The sequence below is a fragment of the Ruegeria sp. AD2(2025) genome, from assembly GCF_056542385.1.
The window spans coordinates 45,065-62,801 of record NZ_JBQFZS010000004.1 but is presented as its reverse complement, the minus strand read 5'-3'; the positions used below and the strand labels follow the sequence as shown (position 1 = coordinate 62,801).

The following is a 17,737-nucleotide window of genomic DNA, read 5'->3' as shown; positions in this document are numbered from 1 at the left end:
GACGCAGATTCAGACATCCGCGCGCTTATGTCCGGAGGCCAGACACCAGCGATGATCGACTTTCTTGTTATCGGCGGCGGTATTGCCGGGCTGAGCACAGGCGCACGCCTGTCGGAGCACGGCACAGTTACCGTGCTGGAAGCTGAAGATGCGCTCGGACACCACAGCTCGGGCCGCTCTGCCGCGATGTTCGAACAAGGCTATGGCCCACCTTCGGTTGTCGCGCTCAACAAGGCCAGTGCGGATTTCTTTGAAACGGGCGGCTACCTGTCGGCCCGCGGCCTGATGCTGATCGGTGCGACAGATCAGGCCGATCAGTTCCGACAGGACGTCGCCGCGCTTGGGGTACATCAGATCTCTCTCGACGAGGCCCGGCAGCGGGTGCCTATTTTGAAGCCTGAGGCTTTGGGCTTTGCGGCAGTCAGCGAAGCGGCCTTCGACATCGATACGGATCGGGTTCTGCAAGGGTTCGCTCGACAAATCCGCCACAGCGGGGGAACTATCCTGACCCGCCAGAAAGTCAGCGCCATCCGGAAATCCGGCCACTGGGTCGTCCACGCAGCCGAGGTTTTCGAAGCACGGCATGTGGTCAACGCCGCGGGCGCATGGGTCGACGAGATCGCGCAGATGGCCGGGATACCCCCCATCGGAATCGTACCCCGCCGCCGGTCGATGGCGCGTATCCCCGCGCCCGGGGGGCACGATCTGCGCGCCTGGCCCATGATGCTGGGTGTCGGAGAAAGCTGGTACGCAAAACCGGACGCGGGCAAGCTGCTGGTCTCACCCGCCGAGGCTGACCCGACAACACCCCATGACGCCTATGCCGATGATCTGGTTCTGGCCGAGGGCGTGGCCCGGTACCAAGAGATGGTCACCGAACCGGTGACCCGGGTCGAGGCGAATTGGGCCGGTCTGCGCAGTTTCGCCCCGGACGGCACGCTGGTGCTGGGGCCGGACCCCACCGATGCATCCTTTATCTGGTCTGCCGCACAAGGTGGCTACGGGTTCCAAACCGCGCCCGCCGCGGCGCAGATGGTCTCTGATCTGGTGACAGGCTCAGCCCTGGATCTCGACCGCCAAAGCGTCGCTGCACTGACGCCCGAAAGGTTACGTACATGAACAACCGCAAACTTCCGTCAAATGCCAGCGTTGCGACCGAAGGCGAAGACGGCAAGCTGATCGCCCCCGCTGCCAGCCGCAATTCGACCGCCCTCTGCGACCTTCTGGCCCGTGTCGCGCCCCGGTCGGGCAACGCCCTTGAACTGGCCAGCGGCACCGGGCAGCATGTTCAGGCCTTCGCCCAACGGCTGCCCGATCTCCACTGGCAGCCCAGTGAAATCACCGACGAGCGCCGCGCCAGCATCAGCGCTTATACCAAAGCGCTGCCGAATGTTGCGACGGTCGCGCATCTGGATGCAACCGAACCGGGCTGGCACACCGATTTTGGTGGGAAGGACTTGATTTTTCTGATCAACTTGCTGCACCTCATCAGCTGGTCCGAGGTCCAAAACCTGGTTCACGAGGCCGCATTGGCGCTGAACCCCAATGGGCGGGTGGTGCTATATGGCCCTTTCATGCGCGCGGGGCGACTGACCAGTGACGGAGACCAGCGGTTTCATGATGCACTGATCCAACAAGACCCCGAGATCGGTTACAAGGACGACGCCGACATGCGGGGGCTGCTGCACGACAACGGCCTTGAACTGATCGAAATCGCCGAGATGCCGGCGAATAATCTGGCCTTCATCGCAAAACGACCCGCCACCTGATCGAGATCAAGGCCGATCCCCGCCTTCTCAATTCATATGCGATTAATGATATGTATTAAGAAGGACACAACCATGACCTGGCAGGACACTTTGACCAAAACCCGCAGGGGCCTGAGAAATCTCAACGGCGCGCTCCCCGACGCCACCCGCGCCTTTGGTGCACTGGGCAAATCCGTCAAGGAAGGCGGGACGCTGGATTACAAGACCAAGGAATACATCGCTCTGGGCATGTCCATCGCCATCCGATGCGAACCCTGTATCACGCTGCATACCGAAGCGCTGGTCAAAGCCGGAGCCACCCGGGAAGAGGTCTCGGATGTGCTGGCCATGGCCATCCAGATGGGCGGGGGCCCCTCGATGATGTATGCCGCCAAGGCGCTGGAGTGTTTCGACGAACTGAGCGCTTGAAACGGAAAAGCCTGCTAACGCAGGCTTGCCTCCGGCGGAAGTATTTTTGAACAGAAGAAGGAACGGTTTCTTAACCCTTCTCGGCGCAGAATGGCATTGCGGTACAGGCGGAAGCGCCGATGGCTGTAACAGGAGAAGGCCCCCTTGCCAAAAGCAAGGGGGCTGGATCATTTGACCAGCCCCCGCTTCTTCTGTTCAAAAATACTTCCGCCGGAGGCATGTGCCGCCAGGGGCGGTGCATTCTTTGCGCGCCGCCCGCAATCTATCCAAGTTTACCCGTCCTTGCGGATGGTTTCGTTCTTGGGATCGTAGGGGCTGTCGCAGGTGACCACGGCATCCCACAGCTTGTCCTGAATCTTGACCTTCAGCTTGGTGCCCTCAACGGCCAGTTCAGGCGTCACATAGCCCATGCCGATGGATTTCTCGAACGCCACCGAGTAGCCGCCCGAGGTCAGACGACCAACGCGCTGACCTTCGGGCGTATACAGCGCCTCGCGGCCCCACGGGTCGGCATCGTCCGGTCCGTCGATCAGCAGGGTGCAGCACTTGAAGCGCACGCCGGTCTCTTCCAGCTTCGCCTTGCCGTAGAAGTCTTTCGACAGGTCGACAAAGCGCGGCAGGTCGGCCTCCAACGGGGTCGCATCGCGGCCCAGTTCGGTACCGAAAGCGCGATAGGATTTCTCCTGACGCAGCCAGTTCTGGGCGCGCGCACCGACCAGCTTCATACCATGCTTCTCACCGGCTTTTTCCAGCAGGTCGAACAGATAGTTCTGCATTTCGATCGGATGGTGCAATTCCCAACCCAGCTCACCGGTATAAGCCACGCGGATCGCGTTCACTGGGCACATACCCAGTTCGATCTGACGGGCCGACAGCCACGGGAAGCGCTTGTTGGACAGCGCGGTGTCCGGATCGGCGTCTTTGATGACCTCTTTCAGAACGTCGCGCGACTTGGGTCCGGCGATGGCAAAGACGCCCCACTGAGTGGTCACGTCCTGGATTTCGATGTAACCGAACTCCTCCATCTTGTCCTCGGCCGCCTTACGCAGATAGTCGGCGTCGTACTCGGTCCAGGCACCGGCGGAGACGATGTAGTAGTTGTTCTCGCCGTTGCGGACGATGGTGTATTCGGTGCGGGTGGTACCGTGCGAAGTCAGCGCGTAGGTCAGGTTGATACGACCGATCTTGGGCAGCTTGTTGCAGGTGAACCAATCCAGAAACTGGGTCGCACCGGGGCCTTTGACGACATGCTTGGTAAAGGCCGACGCGTCGATCAGGCCAACGCCTTCGCGGATCGCTTTGGCTTCTTCGACGGCATATTGCCACCAGCCGCCACGGCGGAACGAGCGGGCGTCATGGTCGAAGTTTTCGGGTGCATCAACCGGGCCATAGTAGTTGGGACGTTCCCAACCGTTCACCCAGCCGAACTGAGCGCCGCGCGCTTTCTGGCGGTCATAGGCCGGAACAGTGCGCAGCGGGCGGCAGGCCGCGCGCTCTTCGTCGGGGTGGTGCAGGATGTAGACGTGCTCATAGCACTCTTCGTTCTTGCGCGCTGCAAACTCGGTGGTCATCCAGTTGGACGAATACCGCTTGGGGTCCAGCGAGGCCATGTCGATCTCGGCTTCGCCATCGACCATCATCTGTGCCAGATAATAGCCGGTGCCGCCCGCGGCGGTGATTCCGAACGAGAAGCCCTCGGCCAGCCACATATTGCGCAGACCCGGAGCCGGACCAACCAGCGGGTTGCCGTCCGGCGTGTAGCAGATCGGGCCGTTGAAATCGTCCTTCAGTCCGGATTCGGCGCAGGAGGGCACGCGCTCGGCCATCGCCATGTACTGATCCGCAATCCGGTCGATATCCAGTGGGAACAGGTCAGCGCGGAAGCTGTCCGGAACGCCATGTTCGAAACGTGCAGGCGCTCCGTGTTCATAGATGCCCAAAATCCAGCCACCGCGTTCTTCGCGCGCATAGGATTCATTGTCGGCGTCACGCACAACGGGGTGCTCGGGGTTACCGGCTTCACGCCATTTGACCAACTCGGGGTCTTTGTCCATGACGATGAACGTGTGCTCAACCGGGATCGCGGGCATCTTGATGCCCAGCATCTTGGCGGTGCGCTGTGCGTGGTTGCCCGATGCGGTCACGACATGCTCGGCGGTGATCACCACCTGCTCATCAGAGGGAACAAGGTTGCCGCCTTGTTCGACCATCTTGGTACAGGTGACTTCCCAATGAGTGCCGTTCCAGTGGAAGGCATCCGCCTGCATCTTGCGAACGATGTCGACGCCGCGCTGACGGGCACCTTTGGCCATCGCTTGGGTTACGTCAGCAGGGTTAATATAGCCATCTTCGGTGTGATAGATCGCACCTTTCAGGTCGCCCGTTTCGATCAGCGGCCAGCGTTCCTTGATCTGCTCGGGTGTCAGCCATTCATAAGCCACATCGCAGGTCTCTGCGGTCGAAGCATAGAGCATGTATTCGTCCATACGCTCTTGCGTCTGCGCCATGCGCAGGTTGCCGACAACGGCGAAGCCCGCGTTCAGGCCGGTCTCTTCCTCAAGCTGCTTGTAGAAATCGACCGAGTATTTGTGGATGTGAGTTGTCGCGTAGGACATATTGAACAGCGGCAGCAGGCCAGCTGCGTGCCAGGTGGAGCCGGACGTCAGCTCATCGCGTTCGATCAGCATCACATCGTCCCAGCCCGCCTTGGCCAGGTGATAGGCAATCGAGGTGCCGACGGCGCCACCGCCAACGACCAGTGCTTTGACTTGGGTTTTCATAGCCGGGTGTCTCCCCCCTTGAATTCAGTTGACACCATATGGCGCATTTGCGGCCCCGGGCGCGACATTCATCCGACCAGTGATATAAAAAAAACGACCCGCAGATGCCGCAGGTCGTCCTTTGTCGATGTTTGATGACTCAGTTGTCGCCGATCGAGCACCGTTTGAACGAGCCGTTCATGTTGCAGGACGACGCGGTCCCGCCCCCTTTGCGCACCCGCACCTCGCTGGCCTTTGTAACCTCGGTACCGTCACCCGTGCCGAACTTGGGCAGTTTTTCCATCAGCCCTCGCAGAAACCCCTTGCCTTGGGGGGCAGCCGCAGCCTGACGCTGGTCCGAGCGCAGCAGCATCTCAAGCGCCTTGCCATGGGCCATTTGCAGGTTGTCCTGATTTTCAAACACCTTGCCACCGGTGATATCGGCCAGACCCTCGGCATCGAAATCCGCGGCGAGCAGCGTGTTCAGCATCACCGCGCCCATATCCATGTTTTCGAGCTTGTCCTGTGTCGTACGCTCTTGCATCAGCTTCATCTCTTGATAAAGCCGATGGCTCTTATCCGCCATCTCGGCCTGCTGTTCGAGCGCGATATCGATGCCCTGCCCCGTTGCGGGCGAGGGGTATTGCAGCAGCGCATTCAGGGCCGCCAGATCAATTTCGGCCAGCAACGCGCGTATGGTTTCATCGCTTGCATTGCTGTGCAGCCGGATCACGATCTCTTCGTCAAAGCCGATCCGGCCCTTGATCTTGCGTACGTCACTCTCGTCCGAACGCCCCGAGATATCCTCGCGCACCTCGACAAACGGAACGCCGTCGAGAACGGCAAACCCGTCCTTAAGCTCCATCGCGTTCATGAAGTTGGCCTGACGGCCCAGGGCCAGTCCGACCAGCGTGTTGCGCGGCTGCTTGCGCTTGAACGCGATGTCGAGCCAGAGGATCTCATCATCTTTTACATAGACATAGCTCGTCTCAGCCAGCTTACGGATCAGGCCATCCCGGCCCGCGTTGGACAGGCGCTGCAATTCGGCCTGACTGGAAATCGAACTGATCAGCGGCGTGAGTTGATACGCCGACAGTACCGTCTGAACCGGCGCGCTTTCAGTTTCGGTCAGGTCATGGCGGCTCCACCCGGCGGGGGCCGAGGGGAGGTGGGGTTTGGACCCCTCATCCCACCGCGATTTCCGATCGCGTTCGACCTTCTTGGCGACCTGTTCGGCCTTGTACGCGCCAAAGCGGTCTTTGAGCGTGTCCGTATAACTGCCGAAAGACAGCCTGCCTTCGACCTTCTTGTCCTGCTGGTAATAGTCCAGCCCCGCGATAACCAATCCAGCGATCAGCAAAAACCCTATGAAACGCAACGCGCCCATGAATGACCTCGGAATCAAAACCTGCTCTTGCAGAGGTCAATCACACAAGATTGAGGCACCGGTATGGCCTAACCACTGATGGTCAGAGAATCTTGCCGGGGTTCATGATGTTATCAGGGTCCAACGCAGCCTTGATTGTCGACATATAGGTGGTGGCCGCGCCAAGTTCTTTGACCAGATAGGGGCGCTTGCCCTGACCGATCCCGTGCTCCCCGGTGCAGGTGCCGTCCATCGAAATCGCCAGATCGTTCAGCCAGCCGACAAATTCCTCGGCCGCCGCGACCTCGGTGGAGTTGTCCATGTCGATCAGCAGCAGCGTGTGGAAATTCCCGTCGCCGACATGACCCACGATCGGGGCCAGCAAACCCAATTCCTGCGCCTTGTCCTGAGCCGTCGTGACGCATTCGGCCAGACGCGAGATCGGCACGCAGACATCGGTCGATATCCCGCGCGCACCGGGGCGCAGCTGCAGGCTCGCCCAGTACATATCATGCCGCGCCTGCCACAGCTTGTTGCGCTCTTCGGTGGTCGAGGTCGCGGCGAAATCCGTGCCCCCGAACTCTTCGGCGATCTGGCCGAAGGTTTCGGCCTGCTCGGCGGCGCCTGTCTCCGAACCATGGAACTCGAGCAGCAGCAAAGGCGTTTCCGGCAGGGTCAACCCGGAATAGGCGTTGGCCGCACGGACAGACATCTGATCCAATAGTTCGATCCGGGCAACAGGAATGCCGTATTGGATGGTCATCATCACCGCCTGACAGGCCGCATCCACGGTTGGAAATGAACAGCGGGCCGAACTGATCGCCTCGGGAATACCCTGCAGGCGCAGGGTGATCTCGGTGATGATGCCCAGCGTCCCCTCGGCCCCAATCAGCAGGCGCGTCAGGTCGTAGCCTGCCGAGGATTTGCGCGCCCGGTGACCGGTGCGAATGATCTGCCCGTCGGGCATGACGGCCTCAAGGCTCAGCACATTGTCCTTCATCGTGCCATACCGCACCGCGTTGGTGCCCGAGGCACGGGTGGCTGCCATTCCGCCCAGCGAGGCATCGGCCCCCGGATCAATGGGAAAGAACAACCCCTGATCGCGCAGATGCGTGTTCAATTCGGTGCGGGTCACGCCGGGCTGCACGGTGCAATCCAGATCGCTCGCATTGACGGCGAGAACCTTGTTCATCTGCCTCAGGTCCACCGACACGCCCCCAGCGGGCGCATTTACATGCCCCTCAAGCGAGGTGCCGGTGCCAAACGGGATCACCGGCACTTTATGCGCGGCGCAGGTTCGGACGATTTCGGCAACCTCTTCGGTCAAGTGTGGAAACACCACCGCATCCGGGCTCTGGTTCTCGATCCAGGTGGTAGTGTGGCCGTGCTGTTCGCGGATCGCCGCACCGGTTTGCAGCCGATCCCCGAACCGTTGCTTCAGTATCCCCAAGGCCGTTTCGATGCCGGCCTCATTACGTGGCAGAGCGGTTGCCTGCGCCATCGTCTTTCCCCTTCCGGCCTAGAGCATCGCCGGGACGACCTGATCCGGCGGCCGGTGGCCATCTTCAAAGGTCTTGATATTGATGATGACTTTCTCACCCATCTCGATCCGTCCTTCCAGCGTGGCCGAGCCCATATGCGGCAACAGGACCACATTGGGCAATTGCCGCAGACGCGGGTTCACATCCGTGCCGTGTTCATAAACATCCAGCCCCGCCCCCGCGATCTCACCCGCGCGGATCATCCGGGTCAGCGCATTCTCGTCCACGACCTCACCACGCGACGTGTTCACAATCACCGCCGAAGGCTTCATCAGCTTCAGCCGCCGCGCGTTCATCAGGTGGAAGGTAGATGGCGTCGAGGGACAATTGATCGAGATGACATCCATCCGCGCCACCATCTGGTCCAGACTGTCCCAATAAGTGGCCTCAAGCTCTTGCTCGATCTCGGGGCGCAGACGGCGGCGATTGTGGTAATGCACTTGCATCCCAAACGCACTGGCCCGCCGCGCTACGGCCTGCCCGATCCGACCCATGCCCAGAATGCCCAGACGACGGCCGCCAACCCGGCCGCCCAGCAACGCGGTCGGCGCCCAGCCTTCCCAATCGCCCTTTTGCATCAGGCCCAGCCCCTCGGGGATACGCCGCGTCACAGACAGGATCAGCGCCATGGTCATGTCCGCGGTATCGTCGGTCAGCACGCCGGGCGTGTTCGAGACCAGAATGCCCCGCTGCCGCGCCGTCGCCACATCGATGTTATCGACCCCCGCCCCGTAGTTTGCGATCAGGCGCAGATTTTCCCCCGCCTGCCCCAGAATGCCGCCGTCGATCGTATCGGTGATGGTCGGCACCAACACGTCCGCCTCTTTCACCGCCGCGACCAGTTGATCGCGCGTCATGGGGGTATCGTCGTCGCGCAAGCGCACGTCGAACAGCTCACTCAACCGGGTCTCGACTGCCTCGGGCAACCGTCGCGTAACGACAACACTCAGACGTTCTCTTGGCACCTCAGCCCTCCTACCGCTTTGCAAACAGTCGCGCGCCATGGCATCGTGGCGCAGGATGACACGGGGCACAAGAACCCCAAGGGCCAAAGGCCCGACCTTTTTTCGAAACGCGGTCAACAGGCATTAAGAGCAGGCAATTGAGTGTCAGGGTTTCAGTAAGACGCCATTTACTGGCGATACTTTCCGCATTGGTCTTTGCGTTTGCCGCCGTCGCCGCAGCCGCGCAGGACAAACGCGGCCAGGTCACGAATCTGCCGTTGCCGCGCTATGTCTCGATGAAAGCAGCCGAGGGCAATGTGCGCCGCGGCCCCTCTCTGACCCATCGAATCGACTGGGTGTTCAAGCGCCGCGGGATGCCGCTGCAGATCACCGCCGAATACGGCAACTGGCGCAAGGTTCAGGACCGCGACGGTGCCGGAGGCTGGGTCCACTACGCGCTGCTGTCCGGAGTGCGCACAGTCCTGATCGAATCCGATATGCTGCCGATCTATGCCAGCCCCGACCCCGGATCACAGATCAACGCGCATTTCGAAACCGGCGTGGTCGCCCGGCTAGGCACCTGCACCGCCGACTGGTGCCAGATCTCGGCAGGTGGCTATCGCGGCTGGACCCTCAAGAGCAACCTCTGGGGCGTCGACGCAGCCGAGATCCGGGAATAGCCTCTATTCTTCCGCCTCGCCGTCCCCGCGCTGGGACAGTTCCTGATCCAGAAGCAACAGGTTCCAGCGGTCATCCCCGGCGGCCTTTGCCTTATCCAGAATGGACGCGAACAAATCCTCTTCTTCGATCTGTTCTGCAAGGAACCAGTTCAGCATATTCTGCGTGCTGTATTCCTTCTCGGACTGCGCCAGCTCGAACAGAGCATTGATCTGCCCGGTCACGACCTGTTCATGCGACAGGGCATGTTCCAGCACATCAACGGGCGATGCGTATTCCGTTTGCGGTTTGGCAATACCGTCCAGATGAATGCGCGCACCGCGCTTGGCCACAAAGTCGAAGATCCGCATGGCGTGCGTCTCCTCTTCGGCCGAATGGCCCCGGAACCAACTGGCGAACCCCGGCAATTCCTGCGCTTCGAAATAGGCGGACATCGCAAGATAGGTGTATGAGGCGTTCAATTCGTTATTGATCTGATTGTTCAGCGCCTCGGCGACTTTCTGATTCAGTTTCATCGCGAGCTCCTCAGGACTGGATGCGTATGGTGCGAACATAGTATCAGAAACCGGGTCACTCAACGCCCGCGCCCTTATTTTTATAAAAAAAACATAGCCTTATGAGGCCATCGGTGTGAATGACTTTCACTCGCATCTATCAGCCCCACTTCTCGGCGCATGCGGCCAACAGCGTCATCCAACGACCTTCACCTGCACCCTGAGCGAAAAGCCGGGGCGCTCAGCTCCTAGAAACACCCGGGTTTCATGCGCCCCGAGGGCCATCCCAAAGCGTTCTCGGAATTGATGTCGCTTTTGTCCAAAAAAGCCCTTGAACCCTGAAACCAACAGTCGTAGATAGCCGCTCATCGTTGGGGTGTAGCCAAGTGGTAAGGCAGCGGTTTTTGGTACCGTGTATCGTAGGTTCGAATCCTACCACCCCAGCCAATCACACCCCTAAGATGTCTTGTGCTCAATAGTTCAAACGCGGACGAATCCTGAGATGCCGACTGCGTGCTATTCGAGTGCATCGCTCAGGACAAAAAACATGAACACATCGCATGAAAACTGGGGCTCTCGCGTTGGATTTATTCTGGCCACCGCAGGGTCTGCCATCGGCCTGGGGAACATCTGGAAATTCCCTTACATCGCAGGCGAAAATGGCGGGGCCGCCTTCATAATCATCTATTTGGGGATCGTGTTCACGATTGGCCTTTCGGTGATGCTGGCCGAGATCGCGATCGGTCGACACGCCCAGACCGACGCCATCCACGCATTCGCCAAGCTTGGAAAGCCCGGATGGTCTTTCATCGGTGTGCTGGGGGTACTGACGGCGTTTGTTGTCTTGTCTTTCTACTCCGTCGTCGCAGGCTGGTGCATCGCATATGTTGTCAAATCCGCCAGCGGCGCGTTCTCGGGCATGGATGCCGCAGAGGTTGGGGCTGCATTCAGCGCGTTTGTCGGATCGCCTGTGACCCCAATCATCTATCACGGCATTTTCGCAGCGCTGACCATCGCTGTTGTCATCGGAGGTGTCTCGGGCGGGATCGAGAAGACAAGCAAGGTTCTGATGCCGCTGTTCTTCGTCATCCTGGTGGCTTTGGTCGTGCGGTCGATCACTCTTCCCGGCGCGGAGAAAGGTCTGGAATTCTTCCTCGCACCCGATTTCTCAAAGGTCTCGGAGACGACGATCATCGCGGCTCTGGGGCAAGCTTTTTTCTCGTTGTCGCTGGGCATGGCGGCCTTGCTGACCTTTGGGTCTTATGTCGGCAAGGACATGAACCTTGGCAAGTCCGCGGTTCAGATCACGGTTCTGGATACCTTGGTTGCCATTCTGGCTGGGCTTGCCATCCTGCCCGCCGTTTTTGCCATCGGCATGGATCCCGCCACGGGGCCGGGCCTTACATTTGTGACTTTGCCGGCGGTCTTCAATTCGATGCCCGGCGGGTATGTGTTTGCCATCATCTTCTTCGTCCTGTTGACCATCGCGGCCCTGACATCTTCCGTATCGATCCTTGAAACGGTTGTCGCGTTCTTTGCGAACACGGGCTTGTCCCGCAGGACTGCCGCCATTGGGGCGGGGACTGTCGCGTTTCTGGCCGGAATTCCGTCGTCCTTGTCGGTCGGCATCTGGAGTGACGTTCACTTCATCAAAGGCCAGGGCTTTCTCGATTCAGCCAGTTGGCTAACGGACAAATTGCTGCTGCCGATCGGCGGCCTGCTGATCTGTATCTTCGCCGGTTGGATCATAGGCCCAATCGCACTGAGAGAGGTTGCCGGAGATGGCAAGCCGGGTGTGCTAACCCGGGCTTGGTTGTTCATTGTGCGCTTCGTCGCCCCTGCCGCGATCCTGTTGATACTCCTGAGCGGCCTAGAACTCATAACGTTCTGACAGATAGAGGAAAGATAACTGCGTATTCACAAAGTGATTGTGTAGTCTTGGCTGGTGCAGTTTTTGAACCGTTGGCGGGGTCAGCAACTGCGCCGCCTGATGCTCCGCGCAGTCCCAGAGGCCAACCGCTGCAATAAGTTTATGAAAATCGTCGTAGGCCGATTTGGGGTCACTGGAAATCTAATCGGGGCCATCATCGCAGTCGTTAACGGCAAATCTAATCCAGAAAATCCCGTTCCAGCGCGCTGCGCAAGGCGTGCTTGTCCGGATTGCGTCCCGTCCAAAGCTCGATCCCGATCCGGCCCTGTTCGATCAGCATATCCAGCCCGTCGATGACCCGACAGCCGATGCCTTGCGCCTGCTGCAGCAAGGGCGTCAGCGGCGGGTTGGGGATGACATCGATCACAAGGGTTGACAGGGACAGTGTCCCGATATCCAGCGGCACCATCGCGTCCGCGTCCGGGTACATTCCAATGGAAGTCGCATTGATGAATATGTCAGTCCCTTCAGGCAACCGGACCTGCCCGTCCAGCGGCATGAAGCGCGCCCTTAGCCCGGCAGCCTGCTGTTGAACCGCTTCTGACAACAGGGTGGCCACCAGCTCCCTACCCCGGCTTTCGTCCCGATTGACCACGGTGATCTCGCTGATGCCGGCCAGGGCCAGTTCAACCGCGATGGCGCGGGCAGCCCCCCCTGCGCCCAGAAGAACGACGTGCTGTCCCTTGGGCGAGGTGACGTCCTGCAGCGCCCGCACCAGACCGCGCCCGTCGGTGTTTTCCCCGATCAGGCGTTTGTCGCGCCGTACCACGCAATTCACTGCGCCGATCAGCGCCGCCGAAGGCGCGATTTCGTCCAGATACTGCATGACAGCGATCTTGTGCGGCATCGTGCAGTTGAACCCGGCAAACCCCAGCGCGCGCAGGCCTCGGACGGCGTCGCTCAGGCCTTCGGGCGTGACCTCCAGCGTCAGATAGCGCCAGCGCAGGTTGTGATGGTCAAAGGCGGCCTGCACCATTGGCTCGCTGGGGTTGTCCCAGACCGGCTGGCCGATAACGCCCACGAGGTCGGTCTTGTATTTCATGTCAGCCTCCGATTCGGGCAGAGCAGATCAGGTGCTGCGGCTGCGGGATTTGATGTAAGTGTCAAAGGCCACCGCCGCGACGATGATGATGCCAATCACGATCTGCTGCCAGAACGGCTTTACGTTCAGCATGACCAGACCGTTCAGCAGCACCCCGATCAGCAAAGCCCCCGCAGCGGTGCCCAGAACCGAGCCGATGCCGCCAAACAGACTGGTGCCGCCGATGACTACGGATGCGATCACACGCAGCTCGAACCCGACCCCGGCCACCGCCTCGGCCGAGTTCAACCGCGCCGACAGGACAAAGCCCGCCAGACCTGCGCAGAAGCCGGTGATCGTATAGACGCTGGCAACGACAAAGCCGACATTGATCCCCGACAGGCGCGCAGCCTCGGGGTTGGCGCCGACGGCATAAACGCTGCGTCCATAGCGGGTGTAGTTCAGCACATACCACGCCAGCGCAGTGCCCGTGACGAACAGGAAGACCGGAACCGGAATGCCTGCGATATCGCCCCTGCCCCACCAGCGATAGCCCGCGTCAAAGCCGCTGATCGGGCCCCCATCGCCAACCAGCAGGGTGATACCGCGAAACAGCGACATGCCGCCCAGCGTCACCACAAAGGGCGGCACCTTGAACACCGTTGTGGTCACGCCCTGCAAGGCTCCGGCAAGCGTACCGACCGTAATCGAGGCCGCCAGCGCCCAGAACCACCAGACGGTTTCCTTGTCACCTCCACCCAGCGAGAAGGATTCAGTCTGCCCTCCGGTCACAATCGCCGCCCCCACAATGCCCGCCGCCGCAAGGGTCGAGCCCACAGACAGGTCGATCCCGGCGGTCAGGATCACGAAGGTCATGCCGATAGCCAACAGACCAAAGATCGACACTTCGGTGAGGATATTGAAGATGTTACGGGTCGACAGGAACCGTTCGTTATACGAGGTGAAGACCACCACCAGCAGGACCAAAAAGATCAAGGGGGCCAGCTTGGCCAACATTCCGGCCCAGTCAAAGCTTTGGCCTGCGGGGCTGTCCTTACCTTGGGGTCCCGCGCTGGCCGGGCTTTTTTCATCACTGCTCATATCTGTTCCTCTGCAAGGCCAGGTGCGGGGCTTGCCTGTATCTGGGCGGGTGTCATGCTTTGCATCAAAACTTCCTCGGACGCGGTTTGCCGGGTGAATTCGCCGGTGATCCGGCCTTCGGACATGGTCAGGATACGGTCCGATACGGTCAGGATTTCGGGCAGTTCAGATGAAATCACGATGACCGCTGTGCCCTGATCAGCAAGGCTGAACAGGATGTCATGGACCTGCGCTTTTGATCGGACATCGATTCCGCGCGTCGGTTCATCGACGATCAGTATTTTCGGCGCTTTCGCCAGCCAGCGTGCAATCAGCGCCTTTTGCTGATTGCCGCCCGACAGTTTGCCAATGGCCTGCCGCGCACCGGCCACCTTGATATCCAGCTTGTCACGGCTGTCTTCGAACAGGCGGGCCTCGGCCCCCAGATCCAATATACCAAACCGACCCGATAAGTGTTCTAAAGAGGCCATCGAAATGTTCTGGTTGACGGGCAGATCCAGAAAACACCCCTGTTTTTTGCGATCTTCCGTCACCAGCCCGATACCCGCATTGATCGCCTGCCGGGGCGAGGTGATCTGCGCGGGCCTGCCTTCGACCAAAATCTCTCCGCTCAGCCTGTCATCGGCTCCGAAGATCATGCGCACGGTTTCCGTCCGCCCTGCCCCGACCAGACCGGCAATGCCCAAAACCTCTCCGAAACGGGCTTTGAAAGACACGTTGTGGACGGTTGTGGCATTCGGATCGCGCAGGTTGGGAACACTGCAAAAATCGCGGACCTCCAGCGCGACTTCACCCGTTTGGGCGGTGTCCCGCCGGGCAAAGATATGGGAAAACTCGCGCCCGACCATCGCGTGTATCAAGCCATCTTCGTCGGTATCCGCAACCGCGCCCGACCCCACCATGCAACCATCACGCAGCACCGAATAGCGGTCGCAGACGCGGAACACCTCTTGCAGGCGATGGGTGACATAGACAACGCTGAGACCCTGCCGTTTCAACTCGTGCACAATCTCAAGCAAGCGATCTACCTCGGACCCGCTGAGCGCGGCGGTGGGTTCGTCCATGATGATCAGCTTGGAATCAATCGACAGCGCCCGGGCGATTTCGACCATTTGCTGTTCGGCGACGCTCAGGCTGCTGACCAGCCGGGCGGGCGAGATGTCCAGACCGATCCGATCCAGCGCCTCGCGGGCTTCGCGATGCATCTGCTTGTGGCGGATCCCCAGAATGCCGCGCGGTTCGCGGCCCAGAAAAATGTTCTCGGCCACGGAAAGCGGCGGGATCAGACTGAATTCCTGATAAATTGTGACAACGCCCGCCTCGCGCGCCTCAAGCGGCGTGCCGGCATTCAGCGGCGCGCCGTTCAGGGACATCGTGCCCCGATCTGCAGGCTGCGCACCGCTGAGAATTTTCAGAAGCGTTGATTTTCCCGCCCCGTTCTCACCAAGCAGGGCGTGGACTTCTGCCGGGCCGACCTCAAAATTGACCTTGTCCAGAGCGACCACGCCGGGGAAGGTCTTGGTCAACCCCGCGACCTTCAGAAGTGGCTGTGAATCGGTAGTTTGCACGGTGCGGCCCCTGGATGGCGGTCGGGACGATGCGGGCGAAACGCCCGCACCCCGGAGCGATCTTACTTGATTTCACCGAACCGTTCAGCCTCTTCAAGATTGTCGGCGCTGATCATGCGCGGGATGATCAGATTCACAACCTCTTCGGGCCGTTCGCCACTGGTGACAAAGGCATTCACGATTTGTACCGCTGTACGAGATTGCAGGCCCGGGAACTGATCGACTGCGCCTGCCAGACCACCTTCGCGCACGGCCAACAGCGCCTCGGGGCCCGCGTCAAAAGCGATGATCTTGACCTGATCCTCCGCCCCCAGCGACCGCAATGCCTCAAGCGCGCCCAGCCCCATTTCATCATTGGCGGCGACGATCACATCGGGCATCTCAGAGAGGCCGGTCAGGATGGCATTGGTCACGCTCAACCCTTGCTCGCGGCTCCAGTTTGCGGTCTGCTCGGCAACTATCTCGTACTTGTCGCTCAGCGGATCGAGCACATTGTGCAGACCCTGATTGCGGTCAATGGCAGGGCTGGCACCAGGTTGACCCTGAAGATTCACCACCCGCGCGCCGTCCGGGAATTGTTCGACCACCCATTGCCCCTGTGCCTCGCCTCCGGCGACGTTATCGGCGCCGACATGCGCCAGCAAGCCATCCACACCATCGACACGGCGGTCGATCGTTACGACCGGGATCCCTTCGTTCACTGCATCCTCGATCGCACCGGCAAGTGCGTTCACATCATTCGGGCTAATGATGATTCCATCTACCCCTTGCACGATCGCATTTTCGACATCAGCTACCTGTTTAGGAGATTCATTGCGGCCATCCGCCTCGATCACCGAGATGTTCCCGATCTTTTCGGCCTCGTCATTGATACTGCTTTGCATGTGGACAAAAAACGGGAATTGCAACGACGGCATCGAGGACATGATCGTCATGTCTTCGGCAAATGCAGGGCCTGCGATGCCAATGCTCAGTGCGGCGGCGGCCATCATGCGCTTCATATCGGTATGTTTCATCTTTCACCTCCTGGGTCTGCCTCGGCCTTGATAACCGATGTTCGATGCTTTTTGACTTTTGCACACAAAAGTTATTTCTTCAAGTTTGACATGAAGTGTGATTGAACACCGGGGTTCAACGCGGGAACTGCCCAAAATAGGAGACAGCGGATTGACCCACGAGCGCACCCATCCAATGTATGCGCAGATCAGCGAGCGGCTTGGCGATGCAATCCGCACCGGCCTTGTGCCGGACGGCACCGTGCTGACGGAATCCATTATTGCCGATCATTTCGAGGTCAGTCGCCAGACCGCACGCAACGCGCTGCAAGCGTTGCAGGCAAACGGACAAATCCACGCACGAGCGGGCAAACGCGGCTTTGCGGTTGCAACGCCAGAAAACGCGCCGCTCCCGAGCGTCGACCGGGCTGGCAACCCACTGTCTGATATCGAAAAACTGTCTCCGGCGATCAAATGGATCGAACGCTACGACACTATCAAGTTTGAACTGTTGGCTCTTGCCAGCGCCGGAGAGCGCCGGATCGTGCCGTCAAAACTGGCCGAATGCCATGACATCAGCCGCACTGTATTACGCGACATTCAGGTGAGGCTGGTCGAGGATAACATCATGCGCCTGGACGGGCAGAAGTGGGTGCTGAACCGCTTTGACGCGCGCGCGATCGCCGAGCAGTTTCAGGTCAGAGTTCTACTCGAACCACATGCGCTAAGCGAAGGCTTCGACCGGATCGATCAGGGTTTCTTGGAGGATTGCATGGCCCGCCTGGAGTCCGCGAGTCGGCGTAGCGCCTCGTTGACGTCACAACGGCTCGAGCGGCTTGAGGCTGATCTGCATGATCACCTGCTGTCTTACTGTGGAAACGACTTCCTGATGGCGGTTTTGCGGCGCAGTCGGTTGGTGCATGTCTTCAACAGTTTCTATTTCCCGCGCTACAGCTCGCGTCATTTGTTCGCAGACGAGCACGCCAAGGTATTTGCCGCCGTTCTTGCAGGGGACCTGCAAGGAGCCAAGTCAGCGCTGGTCTGGCATCTGGAGAACTCATCCCAAAAAACACAGGAACGACTTGAACGGTTCCAACAGCAAAACGCGGGTCTCGACTACCCGTATGCACGCCCCTTGTAGACAGCCATGCGGGTGCGGCAAT

General features: G+C 60.0%; 15 protein-coding genes and 1 tRNA gene. 7 read left to right on the top strand and 9 right to left on the bottom strand.

All coding sequences use genetic code 11. The annotated features are described in order from the left end of the window. The first annotated feature begins 51 nt into the window (after positions 1 to 51). From ACR1XV_RS09915 to ACR1XV_RS09905, 3 genes are all read left to right on the top strand, one after another. Positions 52 to 1,119: an NAD(P)/FAD-dependent oxidoreductase gene (locus ACR1XV_RS09915; protein WP_480530799.1), complete on the top strand. Its 1,068-nt coding sequence runs from the start codon at positions 52 to 54 to the stop codon at positions 1,117 to 1,119. After that, positions 1,116 to 1,769 (top strand): DUF938 domain-containing protein, encoded by a 654-nt coding sequence (locus tag ACR1XV_RS09910; protein WP_480530797.1) that lies wholly within the window; start codon positions 1,116 to 1,118, stop codon positions 1,767 to 1,769. The genes ACR1XV_RS09915 and ACR1XV_RS09910 overlap by 4 nt, the downstream gene beginning before the upstream one ends. A 72-nt stretch (positions 1,770 to 1,841) precedes the next feature. Next, positions 1,842 to 2,177 (top strand): carboxymuconolactone decarboxylase family protein, encoded by a 336-nt coding sequence (locus tag ACR1XV_RS09905; protein ID WP_480530795.1) that lies wholly within the window; start codon positions 1,842 to 1,844, stop codon positions 2,175 to 2,177. 272 nt (positions 2,178 to 2,449) lie between these two features. On the opposite strand, the gene ACR1XV_RS09900 is transcribed toward ACR1XV_RS09905, so the two are convergent. The 4 genes from ACR1XV_RS09900 to ACR1XV_RS09885 all read right to left on the bottom strand — a co-directional run bounded on the left by ACR1XV_RS09900 (position 2,450) and on the right by ACR1XV_RS09885 (position 8,808). Further along, positions 2,450 to 4,957: a GcvT family protein gene (locus tag ACR1XV_RS09900; protein WP_480530793.1), complete on the bottom strand. Its 2,508-nt coding sequence runs from the start codon at positions 4,955 to 4,957 to the stop codon at positions 2,450 to 2,452. 139 nt (positions 4,958 to 5,096) lie between these two features. After that, entirely contained in the window at positions 5,097 to 6,323 is a 1,227-nt protein-coding gene (locus ACR1XV_RS09895) for a hypothetical protein (RefSeq protein ID WP_480530791.1), read from the bottom strand. 82 nt (positions 6,324 to 6,405) lie between these two features. Beyond that, positions 6,406 to 7,803 carry an FAD-binding oxidoreductase gene (locus ACR1XV_RS09890; RefSeq protein ID WP_480530789.1) on the bottom strand — a complete coding sequence of 466 codons (1,398 nt, stop codon included), beginning with the start codon at positions 7,801 to 7,803 and terminating at the stop codon, positions 6,406 to 6,408. Positions 7,804 to 7,821: 18 nt separating this feature from the next. After that, positions 7,822 to 8,808 carry a 2-hydroxyacid dehydrogenase gene (locus ACR1XV_RS09885; protein WP_480530787.1) on the bottom strand — a complete coding sequence of 329 codons (987 nt, stop codon included), beginning with the start codon at positions 8,806 to 8,808 and terminating at the stop codon, positions 7,822 to 7,824. Positions 8,809 to 8,945: 137 nt separating this feature from the next. Here ACR1XV_RS09885 and ACR1XV_RS09880 point away from each other — a divergent pair, with 137 nt between their 5' ends. Then, entirely contained in the window at positions 8,946 to 9,467 is a 522-nt protein-coding gene (locus tag ACR1XV_RS09880) for an SH3 domain-containing protein (RefSeq protein ID WP_480530785.1), read from the top strand. 3 nt (positions 9,468 to 9,470) lie between these two features. On the opposite strand, the gene ACR1XV_RS09875 is transcribed toward ACR1XV_RS09880, so the two are convergent. Continuing rightward, complete coding sequence (locus ACR1XV_RS09875; RefSeq protein WP_480530783.1) at positions 9,471 to 9,980, bottom strand: ferritin; 510 nt, start codon at positions 9,978 to 9,980, stop codon at positions 9,471 to 9,473. A 351-nt stretch (positions 9,981 to 10,331) separates the two neighbouring features. Here ACR1XV_RS09875 and ACR1XV_RS09870 point away from each other — a divergent pair. Both ACR1XV_RS09870 and ACR1XV_RS09865 read left to right on the top strand, forming a co-directional pair. Continuing rightward, positions 10,332 to 10,406, top strand: a tRNA-Gln gene (locus tag ACR1XV_RS09870). A 100-nt stretch (positions 10,407 to 10,506) separates the two neighbouring features. Next, positions 10,507 to 11,850, top strand: coding sequence for a sodium-dependent transporter (locus tag ACR1XV_RS09865; protein ID WP_480530780.1), 1,344 nt, complete (start codon positions 10,507 to 10,509; stop codon positions 11,848 to 11,850). A gap of 217 nt (positions 11,851 to 12,067) precedes the next feature. Here ACR1XV_RS09865 and aroE read toward each other — a convergent pair whose 3' ends face one another. The 4 genes from aroE to ACR1XV_RS09845 all read right to left on the bottom strand — a co-directional run bounded on the left by aroE (position 12,068) and on the right by ACR1XV_RS09845 (position 16,595). Further along, positions 12,068 to 12,931: a shikimate dehydrogenase gene (aroE, locus tag ACR1XV_RS09860; RefSeq protein WP_480530778.1), complete on the bottom strand. Its 864-nt coding sequence runs from the start codon at positions 12,929 to 12,931 to the stop codon at positions 12,068 to 12,070. 27 nt (positions 12,932 to 12,958) lie between these two features. Beyond that, positions 12,959 to 14,011: an ABC transporter permease gene (locus ACR1XV_RS09855; protein ID WP_480530776.1), complete on the bottom strand. Its 1,053-nt coding sequence runs from the start codon at positions 14,009 to 14,011 to the stop codon at positions 12,959 to 12,961. Next, on the bottom strand, positions 14,008 to 15,579 hold the full coding sequence (locus ACR1XV_RS09850; RefSeq protein WP_480530774.1) for a sugar ABC transporter ATP-binding protein: 1,572 nt from the start codon (positions 15,577 to 15,579) through the stop codon (positions 14,008 to 14,010). The genes ACR1XV_RS09855 and ACR1XV_RS09850 overlap by 4 nt, the downstream gene beginning before the upstream one ends. A gap of 62 nt (positions 15,580 to 15,641) precedes the next feature. Further along, complete coding sequence (locus ACR1XV_RS09845) at positions 15,642 to 16,595, bottom strand: substrate-binding domain-containing protein (protein ID WP_480530772.1); 954 nt, start codon at positions 16,593 to 16,595, stop codon at positions 15,642 to 15,644. A 151-nt stretch (positions 16,596 to 16,746) separates the two neighbouring features. Between ACR1XV_RS09845 and ACR1XV_RS09840 the strand changes: the two genes are divergently transcribed. Beyond that, positions 16,747 to 17,715 (top strand): GntR family transcriptional regulator, encoded by a 969-nt coding sequence (locus tag ACR1XV_RS09840; protein ID WP_480530770.1) that lies wholly within the window; start codon positions 16,747 to 16,749, stop codon positions 17,713 to 17,715. Positions 17,716 to 17,737: the final 22 nt, after the last annotated feature.

What these genes read in the sequence shown, in the direction of transcription:
- ACR1XV_RS09845 (WP_480530772.1), bottom strand. Translation starts at nt 16,595, where the DNA reads ATGAAACATACCGATATGAAGCGCATGATGGCCGCCGCCGCACTGAGC.
- ACR1XV_RS09865 (WP_480530780.1), top strand. Translation starts at nt 10,507, where the DNA reads ATGAACACATCGCATGAAAACTGGGGCTCTCGCGTTGGATTTATTCTG.
- ACR1XV_RS09895 (WP_480530791.1), bottom strand. Translation starts at nt 6,323, where the DNA reads ATGGGCGCGTTGCGTTTCATAGGGTTTTTGCTGATCGCTGGATTGGTT.
- ACR1XV_RS09875 (WP_480530783.1), bottom strand. Translation starts at nt 9,980, where the DNA reads ATGAAACTGAATCAGAAAGTCGCCGAGGCGCTGAACAATCAGATCAAT.
- ACR1XV_RS09905 (WP_480530795.1), top strand. Translation starts at nt 1,842, where the DNA reads ATGACCTGGCAGGACACTTTGACCAAAACCCGCAGGGGCCTGAGAAAT.
- aroE (WP_480530778.1), bottom strand. Translation starts at nt 12,931, where the DNA reads ATGAAATACAAGACCGACCTCGTGGGCGTTATCGGCCAGCCGGTCTGG.
- ACR1XV_RS09915 (WP_480530799.1), top strand. Translation starts at nt 52, where the DNA reads ATGATCGACTTTCTTGTTATCGGCGGCGGTATTGCCGGGCTGAGCACA.
- ACR1XV_RS09855 (WP_480530776.1), bottom strand. Translation starts at nt 14,011, where the DNA reads ATGAGCAGTGATGAAAAAAGCCCGGCCAGCGCGGGACCCCAAGGTAAG.
- ACR1XV_RS09900 (WP_480530793.1), bottom strand. Translation starts at nt 4,957, where the DNA reads ATGAAAACCCAAGTCAAAGCACTGGTCGTTGGCGGTGGCGCCGTCGGC.
- ACR1XV_RS09890 (WP_480530789.1), bottom strand. Translation starts at nt 7,803, where the DNA reads ATGGCGCAGGCAACCGCTCTGCCACGTAATGAGGCCGGCATCGAAACG.
- ACR1XV_RS09910 (WP_480530797.1), top strand. Translation starts at nt 1,116, where the DNA reads ATGAACAACCGCAAACTTCCGTCAAATGCCAGCGTTGCGACCGAAGGC.